This is a genomic window from Enterobacter sp. CM29 (assembly GCF_013179605.1).
Taxonomy (GTDB): Bacteria; Pseudomonadota; Gammaproteobacteria; order Enterobacterales; family Enterobacteriaceae; genus Enterobacter; species Enterobacter intestinihominis.
The window spans coordinates 1-16738 of record NZ_JABMCU010000001.1 but is presented as its reverse complement, the minus strand read 5'-3'; the positions used below and the strand labels follow the sequence as shown (position 1 = coordinate 16738).

Sequence of the window (16738 nt, the reverse complement as noted above, 5' to 3'; positions counted from 1 at the left end):
AAATTATTCATTTGCAGTCGACTATGACGGCTCTTTTTACTGTAGATAATTCTGGCGAAATGTGGCGGTGGGAAACAGAAAAGTGTGAGAAAAAACGATGATTTTGCGAGAGATAATACTGGGAAGAACTCCCGGCCATCCCTGAACGGAACGGCCGGGAGTCTACGCGGTTATCAGGCGACAGGGCGCGCGATAATGCTGCGGGTTTCCATGCGGACTTCAGCGATGTTTACATCAATCACGTCAGTGACTTTGTAAACCGTTTCGCCTTTAATTTGCACGGTCCCGTTTTCCTGGCTACAAACCAGTTCGTCGCGAACGGCATGCAGGAACGGGGCAGGAATAAAGGCAACGGCGCCATTATCCACCAGACGCACGCGCATACCGCCGCGGCTGATGTCAATGATTTCAGCCGGGAAACGGGTGTCAGTCCCTGCCTTATCATTCAGGAAACGCGCGTACAACCAGTCGCCGACATCACGCTCCGCCATACGGTTCAGACGGCGACGCTCTGCCATCTGCAACGTAGTCTCATCCTGTGGGCGGGCAACAGATTCCCCTTTGATGATCGCTTTCAGCAGACGATGGTTAACCATGTCGCCGTACTTACGGATCGGGGAGGTCCAGGTGGCGTAAGCCTCAAGACCGAGACCGAAGTGCGGGCCTGGCTCGGTGCTGATTTCCGCAAAGGACTGGAAGCGGCGAATGCGGCTGTCAAGGAAACCTGACGGCTGTGCGTCCAGCTCGCGGCGCAGCTTGCAGAAGCCTGGCAGGGTCAGCACCTCTTCCGGATCGACGTGGACGTCATGGGTTTTGAGCAGGGCGGCCAGCGCTTCGGTGTTAGCCGGGTCAAAGCCGGTGTGCACGTTGTAAATGCCAAAGCCTAACTTGTCGCGCAGCACGCGTGCGGCGCAAATGTTGGCGGAGATCATCGCTTCTTCAACGATACGGTTGGCAATACGGCGTGGCTCGGCGACGATGTTGAGCACTTCGCCTTTGTCCCCCAGCACAAAGCGGTAGTCCGGGCGGTCCTTAAATACCAGGGCGTGGGTCTGGCGCCACTCACTGCGGCTCTGGCAGACGCGATGCAGCAGACGAATTTGCGCAGCGATATTATCGGATTCAGGCTTCCAGCTGCCGGTATTTTCCAGCCAGTCGGACACGTTGTCATAAGCCAGTTTAGCTTTGGATTCGATGGTGGCGGCGAAGAATTCGATATCTTCTTCAATGGTACCGTCAGCCGCGATGGTCATGCGGCAGGCCAGTACCGGACGCACTTCATGGGGACGCAGGGAGCAGAGATCGTCGGAAAGCTCGCGCGGCAGCATCGGGATGTTGAAGCCCGGCAGGTAGTTGGTGAACGAACGCACTTTGGCCATTTCGTCCAGCTTGCTGCCTTCGACAATCCATGCGGTAGGGTCGGCGATGGCAACGGTCAGATGCATTTTGCCATCCGCTGCCTCTTCGGCATACAGCGCATCGTCCATATCCTCGGTGCTGGCGCTGTCGATGGTGACAAAGTCCAGCGCTGTCAGATCGCGACGCTCAAGACCTTCGTCCTGCATTTTGGTCGCGACGCCATCCGGCGCTTCTTTTTCGAGGTTGTGGCGCGCCAGCGTCACCCACCATGGGACGAAATGGTCGTCGCCAAAGGTGATGAACTGGGTCAGCTCGGCGTAGAAACCGCGATCGCCTTTTAAAGGATGACGGCGCATTTCGGCAACCGCCCAGTCACCCTCGACAAAGTCATGCTCAACGCCACGCGCGGCGCGGCAAGGGATGGCATCTTTCAGGAGAGGATGATCCGGTACGATAGAAAGACGATCGTCTTTTTTATGCACTTTCCCGACAAAGCGGGTCAGGAAAGGTTCGATCAGTGCTTCCGGCTCGGCAGACTCTCGTTCCTTTTCGGTATGAATAACGGCCGAAATGCGGTCGCCATGCATCACTTTCTTCATCTGAGGAGGCGGAATGAAGTAGCTCTTCTGTCCGTCAACTTCAAGAAAGCCAAAGCCCTTTTCCGTGGCTTTTACGACCCCTTCTGCACGGGGCGTCTGGGAATGTAGTTGCTGTTTAAGCTGCGCTAGCAGCGGGTTGTCCTGAAACATAATGTTCTATTTTCGTAGCCATTGAGCGGCTGACAGTTTTACGCGATTCTCACTGCTACAGCAAGCGCTCTTTAGGTAAAGCGTGTGGTTATTCCTCTTTGCCAAGCGCCACGCGAAGACGGTCCAGCCAGCCATTAAAAGCGCCGTGGGTTAACAGGTTAATTGCCTTGCCCGGCGGGATACCGGCCTCCGTGAGAGGCGTTAACTGGGCGGCGCTAAAACGATCGGGAGACGTAAGCAGCAGCGCATGGGCGGCTGAGAGCGATGCAGATGGCTGGGCTTCGCTTTGTGGGTGGTTAACCAGTATCTCGCCCGTCAGATTCAGCAGCATCGGCTCATGGCAGAGAACCGGCGTGAGCGCTGAAAGCGCAGGTTCGGCCTGCCAGCGTGAGAGCGCCTCAAGTTGAACCGCACTGGCATATTTTAGTTCGACTACGGGCTGGGTGGCTGTCCATCGGGTAAAGCTCAGCGGTAGTGTATGGGGCTGAATGTGGTGTCCCGGTAGCCAGCGTACCGGATGGCCAAGCAGCGCCTGAAACACTGCAACCGCCCGCGCCTGAAAACCAGTAAAGCCGATGATCTGGTTGATAAGCACAATGTCATACGTTGTCAGTCCCACCTCATCAAGCTGAGTTTGCGCTTTATCGTCAATGACGTCCGGAGAGCTCGCCAGCTGGCGGGCATACTGAGTGATTTCTGCAAGGCGTCGATTGCTTTCCCGGGAAGAGTCGGGGCCCGGAAGGGGGGCGAGGAGCGCCGCGTAGTGGTTACAGAGCCGCTGGACGCCACACGCCTGGGAAACCGTCAACGCCGTGCTCAGTCTGTCGTAGGCGCTAAGCGTGTGCAGACGGTTTACGGGAGTATCGAGCGGGAATAAGAGGCGGCACAAGGTTCGGGCTGGCGTAAGCCACCCACAACAGCTTGCGGCAATGTCGTCAGGCAGGGCTAAATCGAGCAAAAAACGATCGTCGACGTTAGCGGCTTCAGGCACCAGCGGCAGAACGTCCGTCTGCGAATGATTCGACTGGGTTTCGTGATACCAGTGGCCTTTGCCGGAAAAACGGCGTTGTTCCATGGGCGTTCCTTGATCTCAAAATGGCGATCAATATCCTGGCGTAAGGCGGATGAGGGGAAAAATATTGTTAGGTGATAACAAATAGCAGAACGGAATAACGAAGTGCGGGGAGGGGAGAAAACTCTCTTCCCAGGCGGGAAGAGAGTAACAGACTTATTTGATTTCCAGCTCGTTCATGGCAGCGATGTTGAAGCCGCCGTCCACGTGAACCACTTCGCCGGAGATACCTGCGGAAAGGTCAGAGCACAGGAATGCCGCAGAGTTACCCACATCTTCGATGGTAACGGTACGACGAATCGGGGTAACCGCTTCGCAATGTGCCAGCATTTTACGGAAATCTTTGATACCGGAAGCGGCCAGAGTACGGATTGGACCCGCAGAAATTGCGTTAACACGCACGCCTTCAGGACCCATTGCGTTCGCCATATAGCGCACGTTGGCTTCCAGAGACGCTTTCGCCAGACCCATAACGTTGTAGTTAGGAATAGCGCGTTCTGCGCCCAGGTAGGACAGGGTCAGCAGGGCGGCGCCCGGGTTCAGCATCGCGCGGCAGGATTTTGCCATCGCAACGAAGCTGTAGGAGCTGATGTCATGAGCGATTTTGAAGCCATCACGGGTAACCGCGTTCACGTAGTCGCCGTCCAGCTGATCGCCCGGAGCGAAGCCGATGGAGTGAACGAAACCGTCGAATTTCGGCCATGCTTTTGCCAGTTCAGCAAACATGCCATCAATGCTTTCGTCTTGTGCAACGTCACATTCCAGAACAATGCTGGAACCCAGCTGCGCGGCAAATTCTTCAACACGGCCTTTCAGCTTGTCGTTCTGGTAGGTGAACGCCAGCTCAGCGCCTTCGCGATGCATAGCTTGTGCGATGCCGTATGCGATGGACAGTTTGCTGGCAACGCCAGTTACCAGAATGCGCTTACCGGAAAGAAAACCCATAGCTTTAATCCTTATATTCATTGCTTATTTTGCCTTGTAATTCATAGCGTTACAGGCAGTATTTCAAAATCATTCGAAATTAGCTCGAAATTATAGCCCACTCACAGCCCCTTGTGTCACGATATTTCTCGCTCACGTGCCGTGACTGGGCGCACGAAAGACGTTGAACTGACTCTTTATCAGGCTATTTCGTGTGTATTCCAGCAGTATATCACCAGGTGCTGGGTTCGCCTCATCCAACCAGAGGTTGGCCAGAAGCTTCACGCTAAGACGGCCGGATATTAATTCGCTGGCGAGGGGATTCGGGCAATAACCTTAATTTCAAAATCAAATCCGGCCAGCCAGTTAACGCCGATAGCCGTCCAGTTTGGGTAAGGTGGCTGTGGAAACACCAGTTTCTTCACCTCCATGATGACGGGGAACTGGTTTTCTGGATCGGTATGAAACGTCGTGACATCAATCAGATCGTCAAAAGTGCATCCTGCGGCGGCCAAAGTCGCCTGTAAATTATCGAATGCCAACTGCACCTGAGCGGCGAAATCAGGCTCAGGCGTGCCATCGCTGCGGCTGCCGACCTGACCGGAAACAAATAACAGATCGCCAGAGCGAATGGCAGCCGAATAGCCATGTTCCTCATAAAGGGCATGTCGATTGACAGGGAAGACAGGATTACGTGGATGCATGGCATTTCCTTTTCTGTCAGAGGCGTTGTTGTGGTTACTTAAGAGAAGTAACATACGCAATGTATGTGAAAAAATGTAATTCACATACGTCGCGTATGTCAAATTAAAAATATCGCTTTGATAGGAAGTTCTATGGCTACAAAACGTCGTGCTGAAACGGCTCAGGAAAATCGCGAAAAATTGATTCATGCGGCGCGAAAGGCGTTTGCTGAGAAAGGCTTTGCTGCAGCGTCGATGGATGAACTGACGGCAAGCGTGGGGTTAACGCGCGGTGCGCTGTATCATAATTTCAGAGATAAGAAAGGGTTACTGGCGGCGGTGGTCGCGCAGATAGACAGCGAAATGGCGGGCAACGCGAAAGCCGTTGCCGCGGCCACAGACGATGATTGGGAAAGACTGCTGGCGGAGGGTATCGCCTACATCAACATGGCGCTCGTTCCGGAAGTTCAGCGTATCGTGCTTCTTGACGGTCCGGCCGTTCTGGGCGATCCGGCGCAATGGCCCAGCCAGAACAGCTGTCTTGAGTCGACCCGCCAGACCATCGAAAAATTAATCGAACGCAACGTGCTTAAAAAAATGGATGCGAAAGTCGCAGCCCATCTGTTGAACGGCGTTGCGCTGAATGCTGCCTTGATGATTGCCGCGAGTGACGAGCCGCAGAAGACGCTGCCGCATGCCATCGAGGTGTTTACTCTGCTGGCAAGCGGGTTACGCAACGGCTAACGATCTTTCCGCCACGCATCGGCCGTCAATGCTTCACCAAAGTGTCCGGCAATCAGGCGTTTTGTCAGGTCGTGGAGCGGGGAGGCCAGCACGTCAGCGGTACTGCCGCGCTCAACGACTTCACCCTGGTGCATCACCAGCACCTGATCGCTGATGTGCTTCATCATGCCCAGGTGCTGAGTCACGTAGATATACGATATCCCCTGCTTTTCCTGTAGCTCCAGCATCAGGTTGATGAGTTGCGAACGCATCGACATGTCCAGCGACGCCAGCGCTTCGTCGGCGATAATGACCTTTGGGCGCAGGATCAGCGCGCGGGCCAGTCCGAGACGCTGTTTTTGGCCCGGGGCCAGCATGTGCGGGTAATAGCTGACATGGTCGGGCAGGAGGCCTACCAGACGCAGGGTTTCGACAATCCGTTTGCGACGCGCTTCCGGCTCCAGGTCGGTATTCAACCGCAGCGGGAAATCCAGGATCTGGGAAATACGCTGGCGCGGGTTCAGGGACGTCGACGGATCCTGAAAAATCATCCGGATGCGCTGACTGCGAAAAGAGTAGTCCCCAAATTCCAGAGGATGATCGTCAATCAGTATTTCACCGCCGCTCGGCTCGACCATACCCGCGAGCATTTTTGCCAGGGTCGATTTGCCCGAGCCGTTTTCACCGATAATCGCCAGCGTCTGCTTTTCGCGCAGCGTAAAGCTCAGGGGTTTAACCGCCTCGACGGTCTGACGGTGAAACAGGCCGGTGCGATAGCGAAAGGTCTTACTCAGGTTACGTACTTCCAGTAAGGTTTCGACCATTTCACTCTCTCTCCATGTTCAGCGGGAAATGACAGGCAAACAGATGATTTTTCGGCCCTGTCAGGCGCGGTGTTTCAATGCATTTACGCTGAGCATACGGGCAACGCGGACCCAGACGGCAGCCAATGGGCAGCGATTCCAGCAGCGGTATCGCGCCAGGCAGAGTATTCAGACGGCTCTTGTGTGGCATTGCGCTGCCAAAATCAGGGATCGCCCTGATCAGCGCCTGCGTGTAGGGATGATGCGGCGTCGTCACCAGGTCTTCACTTGGCGCGGTTTCTACCGTTTGTCCGCAATACATCACGTCAATTTTATCCGCCCACTTGCTCAACATTTGCAGGTCATGGCTGATCAGCAAAATGGTGGTGTTGTTATTCTGGTTCAGACGCGTGAGCAGGCGGAAAATCTGCGCCTGAGTCGTTGGCTCCATCGCGTTCGTCGGTTCGTCCGCAATCAGCAGACGCGGCTGATTGGCCAGGGCGATAGCAATCATCACTTTCTGGCATTCACCGTCGGTCAGTTCGTAGGGGAAACTGCGCATCGCGTCTTTATGGTCTTTGATCCCCACACGGTGCAATAGCTCAATGGCACGGCGTTTACGCCAGCCGAAACGCTGCCACCAGCGGCCTTTATAGGTCCAGCCGGGGATATTCTGCATCAGCTGTTTCCCGACGCGCTCGGACGGATCGAGACAGGATTGCGGCTCCTGAAAAATCATCGAGACGTTATGGCCCACCAGTTTACGGCGTTCGCGCGGGGAGAGACGCAACAGATCGATGTCGTCGAAACGCATACGGTCGGCGGTCACCCGCCAGTTGTCCTTCGCCACGCCGCAAATGGCTTTGGCGATTAGACTCTTACCGGAACCCGATTCGCCCACCAGCCCGCGTATTTCGCCCTCTGCGAGCGTAATACTGATGCGATCCACCGCTTTAACCCAGCCTTCGCCCGTTTTAATTTCGATCGTGAGGTTGCGGATATCAAGTAACGGCATTATTGCACCCCCGCATTGATTGCGCGGCGGATCCCGTCGCCAAGCAGGTTAACGAGCAGAACGCTCACCATGATGGCCGCGCCCGGCAGCATGACCGTCCACGGCGCGACGTAAATCAGCTCCAGAGCATCGCCGAGCATTGCGCCCCATTCCGGGGAGGGGAGCTGCGCGCCCAGGTCCAGGAAGCCCAGCGCTGCGATATCAAGAATCGCCATCGACAGGGCGCGGGTGATCTCCGTCACCAGCCCGGCGGCAATGTTAGGCAGCACGGCAAACCACAAAATATTAAACGTGGTGGCACCGTCCAGACGGGCGGCGACGACATACTCTTTCTCCAGTTCGTCGTGAACCAGGCTGTAAACCGATCGCACCATGCGGGGCAGAATGGCCAGCCAGACGGCGAACATCGCATGTGTGAGGTGCGGCCCCGCGAAGGCCACGACGATAATCGCCAGCAACAGCGAAGGAATCGAGAGCAAGGTATCAAGAATATGATTAAGCACGGCAGACCGCAGCCCGTGGGTTGAGCCGGCAAAAATGCCCAGCGCAAGGCCGCATATCGCGGCGGCCAGGGTGACCACGAACGCGCCGCCTACCGTAGGTGCGGCGCCGCTCAGTAAACGACTTAGCACGTCGCGTCCGAGATCATCAGTCCCCAGGAAGAACGAAACCTCCCCGTAACGCGACCACGATGGCGGTAAAAGCTGATAACCAAGGAACTGCTGATCGATGCCATACGGGGCAAACCACGAACCAAAAACACACAGCAACACGAGGCCAATGCAGCCGTAAAAGCCGATCATCGCCGTGGTGTCGCCGTAGAAATTACGCCACACGGTGCGTAGCGCACCAGGCGTGCGCTTTTCGCTGTAGACGTTATCGTAAGGCATACCATTCCTTATGCTTCAACGGGTTGGCCATGGCACCCAAAATATCGGAAACAACGTTAACAATAATAACCAGCGAGCCAATCACCATCACTCCGGCGGAGATCGCAGCGTAATCCTGCTGGCGAATGGCGTTGATCATCCAGCGTCCAAGGCCCGGCCAGCTGAAAACCATCTCGGTGATCATCGCCAGCGTCAGCATGGTTGAGAATTGCAGCCCAAGCCGTGGGATTACCGGCGGCAACGCATTGTGCAGCACATGGCGACGTAGAATCGTCAGGCGAGACAGTCCGCGTGTGGCGGCGGCTTTCACATAGTTTTGATCGAAGACTTCGATAGTGCTGATGCGCATCAGGCGGATCACTTCGGTCGTCGGTGCGACGGCCAGCGTGAGCACTGGCAGCACCATATGGCGCAGGGCGCTCACGATCATTTCGTCGCGCCAGACTGAATCGGAAAGCCAGGCGTCAACGATGGCGAAGCCGCTCACCGTTTGTACGTTATACAGCAGGTCGAAACGGCCAGACACCGGAAGCCAGCCTAACGTCAGTGAGAAGAAGAGGGTAAGCAGCAGCGCCAGCCAGAAAACAGGGATGGAAAAGCCAATTAAGGCAAGCGCGCTGATGAATTTATCCTGCCATTTATTGCGATAAATTCCCGCCAGCATCCCCACCGGGATCCCCACCATGAGGGCAAAGCCAAAGGCGAGTATACACAGCTCCATGGTGGCCGGGAAAACCATCTTCAGCTGCTCAGAGATGAGCTGTCCGTTGATGCTGGACACGCCAAAATCCCAGTGCAACAGGCCGTTAAACCAGAACAGCCAGGCGTCCCAGAGGGATGAGCCCTGAAGCGGGGCGTGCGGCGTAAAGTAGCTAAGGCTAAAGCCGACAAAGGTCAGGAAGAACAGGGTGACCAGCAGTAACAGCAGCCGCCGCAAGGTAAATATAATCATGGTTTTTTCACCTCTTGTTCTTCCTCACGAGTCACGCCCGCGAAGGAGGCGTTACCAAACGGGCTGAGTACCAGCCCTTTTATATCGTAACGGTAGGCCTGAAGGCGCAGGGAAGAGGCAAGCGGCAACACGGGAAGCTCTCTGGCCAGAATATTTTGCGCTTCATCGTAGGCCTCAATGCGTGAAGCAAGCTGTTGAGATGAGAGGGCTTTTTGCAGCACAGCATCAAATTCCCGGTTACACCAGTGCGCGTAGTTGGTCTGGGAGTTGATCGCCGCACAGCTCAGCAGCGGACGGAAGAAGCTGTCCGGGTCGTTACTGTCGGTAGACCAGCCAGCCAGCGTTAAGTCGTGATTCATGTCCATCAGACGCGCCTCCTGGAAACGGCCTTCGACAGGAACGATGATCACCTTCACGCCCACCTGGGCCATATCTGCCTGCAACAGTTCGGCGGTTTTCAGCGGGCTAGGGTTCCACGCCTGAGAGCTGGTGGGTACCCACAGCTGAAGCGTCAGGTTTTCTGCCCCCAGTGCTTTAAGCTGTTCGCGCGCTTTCGCCGGATTATATTCCGTGATCTTCGCCTCGCCGTCATAGGCCCAGGAGGCGCGGGGCAGAATAGAGGCGGCGGTTTCCGCGGTGCCGTAATAAATCGACTGCATCAGACGCTGATTGTTGATCGCTAACGCCAGCGCATGGCGCACGGCCGGATTATTCAGCGGTGGCTTATCGGTGTTAAACGCCAGATAGGCGATGTTCATTCCCGGGCGTAGGGTCAGGCGCAGGCGGGGGTCGTCGCGCAAAATAGTCAACTGGCTGGCCGCAGGCCACGCAAGGACGTCGCACTCACCGGTCAGCAGTTTGGAGAGGCGGCCTGTTCCACCTGAACCCAGATCAACAATAACCTGCGGCATCAGCGGTTTGCCGCGCCAGAAATGATCGTGTCGTTGCAGGCGAATGTATTGTCCGGCGCGGTACTCAGCTAACTGGAAGGGTCCTGTGCCCACAGGCTCACGATCGAGACGTTCCTGACGATCCTTTTTCGTCAGCTGATCCGCGTATTCGGCTGACATGACGGACGCGTAGTGCGTCGCCAGGTGCCAGAGGAAGGAGGCGTCCGGGCGCGTCAGGCGAAACTCAACCGTGCGGTTATCCAGCTTACGAACGCTTTTGACCGTGTCCGCGAATTGCAGACTGTCGAAGTAGGGGAAGTTTCCGCCGTTGACGTTATGCCACGGATGGTTGCGGTTAAAGATGCGCTGGAAGGTGAAAACCACGTCATCCGCGTTGAGCTTGCGGGTTGGGGTAAACCACGGGGTGTGCTGAAAAGCCACATCATCGCGTAGACGGAAGCGGTACGTGGCGCCGTTATCAAGCACTTCCCAACTTTCAGCAAGCTCCGGAACCAGCCGATAGGTATAAGGATCGACGTCGAGCAGGCGATCGTAAATCTGTGCGGCCAGCGTATCAACAATCACGCCGCTCCCCGCTTTTTGCGGGTTAAAGGTATCAACTTGCCCGCTGACGCAATAGACGAAACCACTATCACGAATATCAGGAGGCGCAGTACGATCGGGCGCAGCAAAGGCCAGATTGCTGAACAGACCGAGTGCAAACAGGGATGATAAAACCAGGCGCATAGTTTTTAAGGTTTTTAGATTCGATCTGCAAAGTGTATCGCACTTACGCCTGCTTCGTAAAAATGTCTGGGGGTAAGTGCTGATAATGTCAGCGCATTTGATGTTTTTTGAGCAATGCCCTTAACTGATGGTAGGTCAGACCCAGCAGTTCAGCTGCCCGTTTCTGGTTATATTTCGCCTCTTTCAGGCTCCGTTCCAGCAGTTGCTGCTCCTGCTGATGCTGGAACTGGCGTAAATCGAGCGGCAACGCCGGATCATGCTGGCGCGCCGCCGGAGCAAGGGGCTGTTTAACCTCGCGCCGAAACGGATCGAGAATAATGTTGTCCAGTTCGGTCTCGCTGCTGCCATGACGGTAAACAGACCGTTCCACCACGTTTTTCAGTTCACGGATATTCCCCGGCCAGTGGTAACCGAGCAGGGTCTCGGTGGCCTGTTCGCTGAAGCCCGGAAAGAGCGGCAGGCCCAGTTCCCGGCACATCTGAATGGCAAATTGATCGGCCAGCAGCATGATATCGCTGCGTCGCTCACGCAGCGGCGGCAACTGGACGACATCGAAAGCCAGCCGGTCCAGCAGGTCGGCGCGGAATTTATCTTCTGCCACCATCGCGGGCAGATCGGCGTTAGTGGCGCACACCAGGCGAACGTTTACCTGAAGCGGCTGACTTCCGCCAACGCGTTCCAGTTCGCCATACTCAATGACGCGCAGCAGCTTTTCCTGCACCAGCATTGGCGCGGTCGCCAGCTCGTCGAGAAAGAGCGTTCCGCCGTCGGCACGTTCAAAACGACCGGGGTGCCGTTTTTGTGCGCCAGTAAACGCGCCGGCTTCATGACCGAAAAGCTCCGTGTCGAGCAGATTTTCATTCAGCGCCGCGCAGTTAAGCGAAATAAAAGGCCCGTCCCAGCGGCCAGACAGAAAGTGCAGACGGTTAGCGATAAGTTCTTTACCCGTTCCGCGCTCACCGATAATGAGCACCGGTTTATTCAGCGGCGCCAGGCGCGATACCTGCTCAAGCACTTCCAGGAAGCTGTTTGCCTCGCCAAGCAAATTGTCTTTATATTCAGCCATGATGAAATTAACCACTCCTTAGTGATATTCACCAGGTGAGAATAGCCGCTGGATGGATAAATATCAATCACACCCAGTAAAATCAATAAGATAAAAAGTTGGCATGGGATTTGTATTAACTACTCAGCAGGGCATCGCCCGATAACAGAACTATGAGGATTGAATTATGGGTATTTTTTCTCGTTTTGCCGACATCGTGAACGCCAACATCAACTCGCTGCTGGAGAAAGCAGAAGATCCGCAGAAGCTGGTGCGCCTGATGATTCAGGAGATGGAAGACACGCTGGTTGAAGTACGCTCCACCTCCGCCCGCGCGCTGGCAGAGAAGAAGCAGTTAACGCGTCGTATCGAGCAGGCGACTGCCCAGCTTAACGAGTGGCAGGAAAAAGCTGAACTGGCGCTGCGCAAAGATAAAGAAGATCTGGCCCGCGCTGCGCTGATTGAGAAGCAGAAGCTGACCGATATGGTGGCCACGCTGGAACATGAAGTGACGCTGGTGGATGATACTCTGACGCGTATGAAGAAAGAGATTGGTGAGCTTGAAAACAAACTCAGCGAAACCCGTGCACGTCAACAGGCGCTGGCGCTGCGCCACCAGGCTGCAAGCTCGTCCCGTGACGTGCGTCGCCAGCTGGACAGCGGCAAACTGGATGAAGCGATGGCGCGTTTCGAATCGTTCGAACGCCGTATCGACCACATGGAAGCGGAAGCCGAAAGCCACAGCATCGGTAAGCAGAAAACCCTGGATCAGCAGTTTGCTGACCTGAAAGCCGATGATGAAATTAGCGAGCAGCTGGCTGCGCTGAAAGCCAAAATGAAGCAAGACAACCAATAATAAATCCTGCGGCACCTGAGCGTGCCGCATCGCAAGACAAGGAGTACACATGAGCGCGCTTTTTCTGGCAATACCCCTGACAATTTTCGTGCTGTTTGTTCTGCCCATCTGGTTATGGCTGCACTACAGCAACCGCTCTTCTCGCGGGGAGCTGTCGCAAAGCGAGCAACAGCGGCTGGCGCAGCTCTCTTCTGAGGCAAACAAAATGCGCGAACGTATTCAGGCGCTGGAAGCCATCCTGGATGCGGAACACCCGAACTGGAGGGAGCGTTAATGGCTGGACTAAATCTGAATAAAAAACTGTGGCGCATCCCGCAGCAGGGCATGGTTCAGGGCGTTTGCGCCGGGCTGGCACACTATCTGGATGTCCCGGTAAAACTGGTACGTGTGGTCACCGTATTGTCGATTTTCTTTGGCCTGGCCTTTATTACACTGGTGGCTTACATCATTCTGTCGTTTGTACTTGATCCGATGCCGGAAGGTGAGCTGGATGCGGAAAACACGCCAACCAGCAGCGATCTTCTTAACGCGGTGGATGAACAGCTGAGCGCAGGGGAGAAGCGATTGCGCGAGATGGAACGTTATGTCACCTCCGATACCTTTACGCTGAGAAGTCGTTTCCGTCAGCTTTAAGAGAGAACTTACATGAAACAAAACTGGCAACAGGCCGGTCAGAAGGTAAAACCCGGCCTGAAAATCGCAGGTAAACTGGTTCTGATGACGGCGTTACGTTATGGTCCGGCTGGTGTGGCGGGCTGGGCGATCAAGTCTGTTGCCCGTAAGCCGGTCAGAATGTTGCTGGCGGTCGCCCTGGAGCCGCTGTTACAAAAACTGGCAAAACGCGTTTCACGTCGCTACTTTTCACGCTAATCCCGCTCATATAAGCCCTTTCTCGCGCTGAGAGAGGGCATGAATTCCCCCTCTGCTTTTTCTCTTTCTTTGCGGCAGCTCACATTACTGCGTTGCGCTGCTTTGAGAATGCCTTTTTCAGCCCCCAGGTCCGTTGACAGATATTTTTCATGGGAGTAGATTGCCACTCCGTGGGACCGCTACCATGGAAAATAATGTGAACGCAAAAATTAAATACCTTATCAATCATATTTACGGTGAATCATTTTCAGATGCACACCTTGACGTGTTATTAACTAAGCTTCAACAGGCGGCGGTTAATATTACGGAGAAGCGTAAGTCAGGCTGGGATGAAAAAGATGTTGTTCTGATTACCTATGCCGATCAGATCTCCGCGAAAGGGGAGAAAGCATTGCCGGTATTTACCCGGTTCTATAATGAGTGGCTTTCTCGTACTTTTTCTCATGTCCATCTTTTACCTTTCTATCCGTGGTCATCAGATGATGGTTTTTCCGTTGTTGATTATCATACCGTTGCACCTGAAACGGGAAACTGGCGCGATGTCGCGGAATTAAAACAGTCAGCCAGCTTAATGTTTGATTTCGTTTGCAATCATATGTCAGCGAAAAGCGAATGGTTTGCGAATTATCTTGCGCAGAAGCCTGGTTATGAAGATTTCTTTATTTCTGTCGACCCGGAAACCGATTTATCCGCGGTGACGCGCCCACGCGCTTTACCGCTGTTGACGCCGTTTACGCTTAATGATGGCAGCGTTCGTCATTTATGGACTACATTCAGCGATGACCAGATCGATCTCAATTTCGCCTCGCCGCAGGTGCTGATTGCAATGGTTGACGTTCTGCTCCATTACCTCATGGAAGGGGCGCGTTATATCCGTCTGGATGCGGTCGGGTTTATGTGGAAAATCCCGGGAACAACCTGCATCCATCTGGAACAAACCCATTGCCTTATTCAGCTGTTCCGCGCCATTACGGACGCCGTGGCACCTGGAACGGTGATCATTACTGAGACAAATGTTCCGCACAAAGACAACATCTCTTACTTCGGTGATGGTGAAAACGAAGCCCAGATGGTCTATCAGTTTTCCTTACCTCCGCTGGTGCTGCATGCCGTTCATCGTCAGGATGTGAAAGCACTTTGCCAATGGGCGGGGTCGCTGGCACTGCCTTCTTCACACACTACATGGTTTAATTTCCTGGCCTCGCATGATGGTATCGGTTTGAATCCGCTGCGCGGCATTCTTCCGGAATCAGAGATCCTCTCGTTGGTCGAAAATCTTCAGCAGGAAGGCGCGCTGGTCAACTGGAAAAATAATCCTGACGGAACGCGAAGCCCTTATGAAATTAATGTCACCTATCTTGATGCGTTAAGTTTACAAGACAGTTCAGATGAGGAACGTATTGCACGGTTCCTCCTCGCGCATGCTGTGTTGTTAAGTTTCCCAGGCGTCCCGGCTGTTTATATTCAGAGCATTCTTGGTTCGCGGAACGATTATGAAGGCGTCGAACGCCTCGGATATAACCGCGCGATTAACCGGAAAAAATACACGGCGGGGCAGCTTGATAGCGAACTGAATAATAAGAAGAGTATTCGTTATCAAATTTATTCTCGTTTGAGTGAGTTTATCGCTATTCGTCGCGGTGAGAGGGCGTTCCATCCGGATAGTCAGGCTGCTTTCGACGCAGTGGGTAAACAAATTCTTAAAATTATTCGTGTTGCTGAAAATGGCGAGCGAATTACAGCATTATTTAATTTTAGCAATAAAATGCAGACCGTTTATGAACAAACGCTTTCTGGTAAGGAGTTATTATCAGGACAGGATATTAGCGGTACGGAGCTGATCCTCAATCCATGGCAGGTAATGTGGATTAAAGAAAACTAAAAAGGACCCTAAAATGAAAATGCCAAAAATTGTGCTGTTATCAGCACTGGTTTCGTGCGCCCTGTTATCAGGCTGTAAGGACGATAAAGCATCTCAGGTCACCATTGAGTTTATGCACTCGTCGGTAGAACAGGAGCGTCAGGCCGTTATCACGAAATTGATTGAAAAATTCGAACAAGAGAACCCGACTATAACGGTGAAACAGGTACCCGTTGAGGAAGATGCCTATAACACCAAGGTTATTACTCTGGCCCGTACCGGTGCGCTACCGGAGGTGATAGAGATCAGTCATGACTACGCCAAAGTCATGGATAAAGAGCAGTTGCTGGATCGTGACGCCATCGGCCGCGCCGTCAAGGCGGTGGGCGAGGAGACATTTTACGACGGCATTTTACGCGTGGTTCGCACGGAAGATGGCAACGCATGGACGGGGGTGCCGGTTAGCGCCTGGCTGTCCGGCGTCTGGTATCACAAAGATGCGCTCGCGGCAGCGGGTATTGAAGAGCCGCACAACTGGGAGCAACTGCTGAAAGCCAGTCAGGCGCTCAACGATCCGGCTAAAAAACATTACGGTATCGCGCTTCCAACCGCAGAAAGCGTCATGACGGAGCAGGCTTTCTCGCAATTTGCTTTGTCAGGAGGGGCCAACGTCTTTGATGCAAACGGCAGCGTGAAAATCGATACCCCTGAGATGTCGAAAGCGCTGGAGTTTTATAGGGCACTGGCCGCGAACACCATGCCGGGCTCGAATGATGTCATGGAGATCAAAGACGCCTTCATGAACGGTTCTGCGCCTATGGCCGTTTACTCTACCTATATCCTGCCCGCGGTCTTCAAAGATGGCAATCCGGCCAACCTGGGGTTCGTTGTCCCGACGGAAAAATCATCAGCCGTGTACGGCATGATCACTTCTTTGACGATCACTACCGGCCAGACCGAAGAGGAAACGCAGGCCGCCGAGAAATTTGTCACCTGGATGGAGCAGGCTCAGAACGCCTCTGATTGGGTCATGATGTCTCCGGGCGCCGCGCTACCGGTCAATAAACTCGTGGTGGGCACAGATTCCTGGAAAAACAACGACGTTATCAAGGCCTTTGGTCAACTGCCTTACGAGCTGATTGCGCAGTTCCCGAACGTCCAGGTGTTTGGTGCCGTGGGCGACAAGAACTTTACCCGCATGGGAGATGTTACCGGGTCCGGCATTATCAGTTCCATGGTGCATAACGTGACGGTGGGACAAAAAGATCTCAGTGCGACGTTAAGCAACAGCCAGAAGAA

17 protein-coding genes are annotated in these 16738 nt (G+C 54.3%); 7 read left to right on the top strand and 10 right to left on the bottom strand.

Features of this window, described 5'->3' with window-relative positions:
* Positions 1-173: 173 nt before the first annotated feature.
* The 4 genes from HP459_RS00085 to HP459_RS00070 all read right to left on the bottom strand — a co-directional run bounded on the left by HP459_RS00085 (position 174) and on the right by HP459_RS00070 (position 4808).
* Positions 174-2108 carry an exoribonuclease II gene (locus HP459_RS00085; RefSeq protein WP_126490309.1) on the bottom strand — a complete coding sequence of 645 codons (1935 nt, stop codon included), beginning with the start codon at positions 2106-2108 and terminating at the stop codon, positions 174-176.
* A gap of 88 nt (positions 2109-2196) precedes the next feature.
* Positions 2197-3183: an oxidoreductase gene (locus HP459_RS00080; RefSeq protein ID WP_032676207.1), complete on the bottom strand. Its 987-nt coding sequence runs from the start codon at positions 3181-3183 to the stop codon at positions 2197-2199.
* A gap of 153 nt (positions 3184-3336) precedes the next feature.
* Positions 3337-4125 (bottom strand): enoyl-ACP reductase FabI, encoded by a 789-nt coding sequence (gene fabI, locus HP459_RS00075; protein ID WP_003856831.1) that lies wholly within the window; start codon positions 4123-4125, stop codon positions 3337-3339.
* A gap of 281 nt (positions 4126-4406) precedes the next feature.
* Complete coding sequence (locus HP459_RS00070; protein WP_022648310.1) at positions 4407-4808, bottom strand: RidA family protein; 402 nt, start codon at positions 4806-4808, stop codon at positions 4407-4409.
* Between the two features lie 132 nt (positions 4809-4940).
* Between HP459_RS00070 and HP459_RS00065 the strand changes: the two genes are divergently transcribed.
* Entirely contained in the window at positions 4941-5531 is a 591-nt protein-coding gene (locus tag HP459_RS00065; RefSeq protein ID WP_022648309.1) for a TetR/AcrR family transcriptional regulator, read from the top strand.
* On the opposite strand, the gene sapF is transcribed toward HP459_RS00065, so the two are convergent.
* The 6 genes from sapF to pspF form a co-directional block, all read right to left on the bottom strand.
* Positions 5528-6334: a putrescine export ABC transporter ATP-binding protein SapF gene (gene sapF, locus HP459_RS00060; protein ID WP_003856838.1), complete on the bottom strand. Its 807-nt coding sequence runs from the start codon at positions 6332-6334 to the stop codon at positions 5528-5530. The genes HP459_RS00065 and sapF overlap by 4 nt on opposite strands.
* Before the next feature lies 1 nt (position 6335).
* Positions 6336-7328, bottom strand: coding sequence for a putrescine export ABC transporter ATP-binding protein SapD (gene sapD, locus HP459_RS00055; RefSeq protein ID WP_003856840.1), 993 nt, complete (start codon positions 7326-7328; stop codon positions 6336-6338).
* Positions 7328-8218, bottom strand: coding sequence for a putrescine export ABC transporter permease SapC (sapC, locus tag HP459_RS00050; protein ID WP_006810824.1), 891 nt, complete (start codon positions 8216-8218; stop codon positions 7328-7330). Before sapC ends, sapD begins: the two co-directional genes overlap by 1 nt.
* Positions 8205-9170 carry a putrescine export ABC transporter permease SapB gene (gene sapB / locus HP459_RS00045; protein ID WP_022648308.1) on the bottom strand — a complete coding sequence of 322 codons (966 nt, stop codon included), beginning with the start codon at positions 9168-9170 and terminating at the stop codon, positions 8205-8207. Before sapB ends, sapC begins: the two co-directional genes overlap by 14 nt.
* Positions 9167-10807: an ABC transporter substrate-binding protein SapA gene (gene sapA / locus HP459_RS00040; protein ID WP_063150491.1), complete on the bottom strand. Its 1641-nt coding sequence runs from the start codon at positions 10805-10807 to the stop codon at positions 9167-9169. Before sapA ends, sapB begins: the two co-directional genes overlap by 4 nt.
* 88 nt (positions 10808-10895) lie before the next feature.
* Entirely contained in the window at positions 10896-11888 is a 993-nt protein-coding gene (gene pspF / locus HP459_RS00035) for a phage shock protein operon transcriptional activator (protein WP_162882544.1), read from the bottom strand.
* Between the two features lie 151 nt (positions 11889-12039).
* Here pspF and pspA point away from each other — a divergent pair, with 151 nt between their 5' ends.
* From pspA to HP459_RS00005, 6 genes are all read left to right on the top strand, one after another.
* Complete coding sequence (gene pspA, locus HP459_RS00030) at positions 12040-12708, top strand: phage shock protein PspA (RefSeq protein WP_022651342.1); 669 nt, start codon at positions 12040-12042, stop codon at positions 12706-12708.
* Positions 12709-12757: 49 nt separating this feature from the next.
* Positions 12758-12982 (top strand): envelope stress response membrane protein PspB, encoded by a 225-nt coding sequence (gene pspB, locus HP459_RS00025; protein ID WP_022648304.1) that lies wholly within the window; start codon positions 12758-12760, stop codon positions 12980-12982.
* Positions 12982-13341, top strand: coding sequence for an envelope stress response membrane protein PspC (gene pspC, locus HP459_RS00020; RefSeq protein WP_063849107.1), 360 nt, complete (start codon positions 12982-12984; stop codon positions 13339-13341). Before pspB ends, pspC begins: the two co-directional genes overlap by 1 nt.
* Positions 13342-13353: 12 nt before the next feature.
* A complete protein-coding gene (pspD, locus tag HP459_RS00015; protein ID WP_006810818.1) occupies positions 13354-13578 on the top strand; it encodes a phage shock protein PspD in 225 nt (74 codons plus the stop codon).
* A 184-nt stretch (positions 13579-13762) separates the two neighbouring features.
* Positions 13763-15460 (top strand): sugar phosphorylase, encoded by a 1698-nt coding sequence (locus HP459_RS00010; RefSeq protein WP_063849106.1) that lies wholly within the window; start codon positions 13763-13765, stop codon positions 15458-15460.
* Between the two features lie 13 nt (positions 15461-15473).
* Positions 15474-16738 (top strand): ABC transporter substrate-binding protein (locus HP459_RS00005; RefSeq protein ID WP_171935792.1); only part of this gene is annotated, 1265 nt, incomplete at its 3' end.